Source organism: Chitinophaga sp. (genome assembly GCF_035564935.1).
Taxonomy (GTDB): domain Bacteria; phylum Bacteroidota; class Bacteroidia; order Chitinophagales; family Chitinophagaceae; genus Chitinophaga.
This window is the reverse complement of sequence record NZ_DATMTE010000931.1, coordinates 1-3,210: the sequence shown is the minus strand read 5'-3', so window position 1 is coordinate 3,210 and position 3,210 is coordinate 1. Positions and strand designations below refer to the sequence as shown.

The 3,210-nt window shown below is 49.5% G+C and carries 1 protein-coding gene; it reads right to left on the bottom strand.

Annotated features, from left to right (window positions below; all coding sequences use genetic code 11):
- Positions 1-31: 31 nt before the first annotated feature.
- The gene (locus tag VN105_RS24290) at positions 32-3,142 is read right to left on the bottom strand and encodes a TonB-dependent receptor (RefSeq protein WP_325645109.1); all 3,111 of its coding nucleotides are present in this window, start codon (positions 3,140-3,142) and stop codon (positions 32-34) included.
- Between the last annotated feature and the right edge of the window lie 68 nt (positions 3,143-3,210).

Sequence of the window (3,210 nt, the reverse complement as noted above, 5' to 3'; positions counted from 1 at the left end):
GTTTGAGGTCCAGATTTTTATTTTTCAATAATTAGTAGCTCAGCTGTGCGTCCAGCTGATTGCGGGGACGCTCGTATTCAATAAGGTCTTCGCTCATGGCTGTCATAAAGGTTTTGTAGCCCATATGGTTGAAGGCTACGTTGGCACCTAAGCGGTCTCCGGCATACTGTAAGGCCGCATTGTATACGACGGGTATCTGTCCGTAGAGCGGGCGCTTGCTTTTCAGGAACTGTTTTTCGCGGTATTCAAAGGTATTTCCATACTTATCCGTGTCGATGCCCTTGGCCCTGAATTCGGCCGATTGTACTTCGGAGCTTTGAAGCGTGATGTTCCCGCTGAAATTGAAATCCTCCAGCAGGGAGCCCGGAAGTATAAATCCTAGGTTTTTACGGATATCAAACTCCAGTCCTTTTACTTTGGCCCATTCGGAGATGTTCGTCGTGACATAGATACGGTGGGAGGAGTCCATCATCTGCCGGTACAATTCGATCGGGTTCTGAAAATATTTGTAGAAAAATCCGATGGAGATGACTTCCGCGAGGGAAGGATACCATTCCAAACGCATGTCATAATGGTCTATGACGGTAGACAGTACACCTTCATTCCTGCGGTAAGCTCCGCCCAGTGCGGGATCCTGGCGTACCATCCTGGAGTTTTCGATCAATGCGGGGCGGACTACCGACTGCGAATAGGCCATGCGGATATTGAAATCCTGTACGGGTGTCAATGTCAGGCTCGCCGAGGGCAGGTAGCGCCAGGTTTTCTCTTCGGTCTCGGGATCCGCCGTCATGCCCACCAGTTTGCCGGTTTTGGGATCGACAAAGCGCTGCTTGCGCATGGCAATGGTGCGTGCATCCATCTGTAGGTCGTTGTCGCCGTTTTGCAGGCTTTTATACTTGAAGTATTCGGCACGCAATCCCCAGACCAATCTGATCCAGGAGTTGAAGCGGTTGTCTAGCATGGCATAGACTGCCTGGTTGATATTTTTCCCTTCATAGGCACTGATGGAGAAGGCGGCAGGATAATAGAACATCCCATGTAAGGGATCTTTAAATTCAAGGTACTTCGACCAGGTATTGACGGGGGAAAAGGTATTTGCACCGACCGAAACGATGGGCAGGGAGACCCATTCGAACAATCCATGCCGATCCATAAACTGATAGCCGCCTTTCAGGGCCTGCTTTTGCCCCAGCCAGTTCGTCTGATAGCTCAATGCAGCCTCAGCAATGCTGTTGGTCTCCGTATAATGGTATTCGGAGCGTGTAAATGTCCCGTCACCGGCATTGGCATAATGCGAAGGGACGACATTGTATAGGGTGTCATTCAGGGTGCCTCTGGGTTCGAGCCAGGCCTCGGTCGCATCTTTCTCCAGGTTGTTTAGCCGGTTGCGGGCAATATTCCATTCCACTTTAAAATTGCCGAAACGATGTTCCCCATCCAGCCTGTTCTGGAGCATATCGATAAATTTGGGGCGGTCGTACTCCCGGATAGCCGGTCTCGAGCCATACCCAATATCGTTTCCCCAACCTTCGATTACGGAAAACTGATTGTTGAACATGCGGGAATAAAAGTTGCGGGAGGTTATTTTATGATTTTTGCTGTTCCAGCCCAAATTGACCAATCCGCTTAAGCTCGAATTAAAATTATACTGTGTGGAGATCGTCGGGTTGATTTCTTTTCCGGTGTTTATATCGTAGGTGGCCCCGTCTGTTTTTTGCCAGTTGCCCCGTTCGAAATTGGAGATGTGATCAATAGACTGTTCATTGCGATAACTGAGCGAGCCTACAAAACCAAAGATGCCTTTCATGGTATTGTAGCTCCGTCCCAGGCTGAACTGATAGTTTTGTCCGGGTAGCGCGGTATATTTTCGTGTGCCCAAACGTTCTAATCCACCAATGCGTTTGTTCTGTGCCGCGATCATTTCGGGGGTAAAAGGCGTCACACCTTCGGGTACAGGTTTATAAGGGTTGGCAGGATCATAATTGATGCCGTTGAATACGGTCAGATCCCGCGGGAACTTGCCCCGTGTGCCATCGTCAAAGGCCAGGTAGTCCCAGCTGCCACGGCCATAGCCCAGGAAATCTTTTCCCGTTGAGCCATTGATATATTTGCTGCCCACCGAAAAGGAAGTAAAGTTTTTCAATGGAATGGCCAGGGTGTTGATCTTGACCAGTCCACCGCCAAAGCCAAAGCTCAGGTCTGGCGATGCGGTCTTGTGGATAATGACATTGTCGATCAGGTTGCTCGGTACGATATCAAATTCGAAGTCCCGGACCTGCACGTCGGTACTGGGGAGGGTAGCACCATCCATCATGGCAAGGTTGTAGCGTTCGGCAATACCGCGGATCACGACCCGGCGGTTGTCATTGGTGCTGACACCCGCGATGCGCTTGAGGGTTTCGCCTACATTTTTGTCCGGTAGAACGGCGATTTGCTCGCGGCTGATGCCGTTGGAGATCGTCGCTTCATTCTTTTGTTTGGCGTAGAGCGAAGCAATACTTTCCTGTTTATAACTTCCGGTGACGACCACCTGCTCCAGACTTTTTACGGCATCTTTTAAAACGATGCTGAGGCTGGTCTGCTTCCCGGCATGGACAACGATGTCAGTGATCCTTTTTGTCTGATGGGAAATGTAACTGACCTCAATGGTATAAGTTCCGGCGGGGATGTTCAACGTATAGCTTCCATCGGCTTTACTTTTTAAGGACTGGCCCGTCTGGAGCACGCTGATACTGGCATCTGCGAGCGCTTCACCATTTTCGTTTGTAATTCTTCCAGTGACCGTTCCCCGTTGTTGCGCCGCCATGTTCGTTGCGTCCCAGGATAGTGAAAGGGGGCTGGGGGCTGTCTTTTTTGCCGAAACAAGCACGGATTGGTCCCGTAGCACAAAGGTCAGGGGCTGGTTTTTGAAGATGGCCGCCAATACCGTATTGATATCGGTGTTTCTGGTTTCTATCGTGACCGGTCTGGACATTTTAAGCAGGCTGCCCTCGACTAAAAATCCATAGCCTGTCTGCGTACTTATTTTTTTGAATACTTTGGCCAGGGAGCTGTTCTTTTCGGAGAGACTGATGTTTTGTCCTACCGCCCCTAGGCTGATCTGTAGCATGCCAAAAGCTGTCATGAAGGTGGTGAGCTTCATTTTCAATACTATTTTTGTATTTTTTTTATACATTTGTTAAGCTGAAATATGTGTTAAATCGGATCGAG

Excerpts from the sequence above, each read along its gene's own strand:
- VN105_RS24290 (WP_325645109.1), bottom strand. The coding sequence starts at position 3,142 with ATGAAGCTCACCACCTTCATGACAGCTTTTGGCATGCTACAGATCAGC.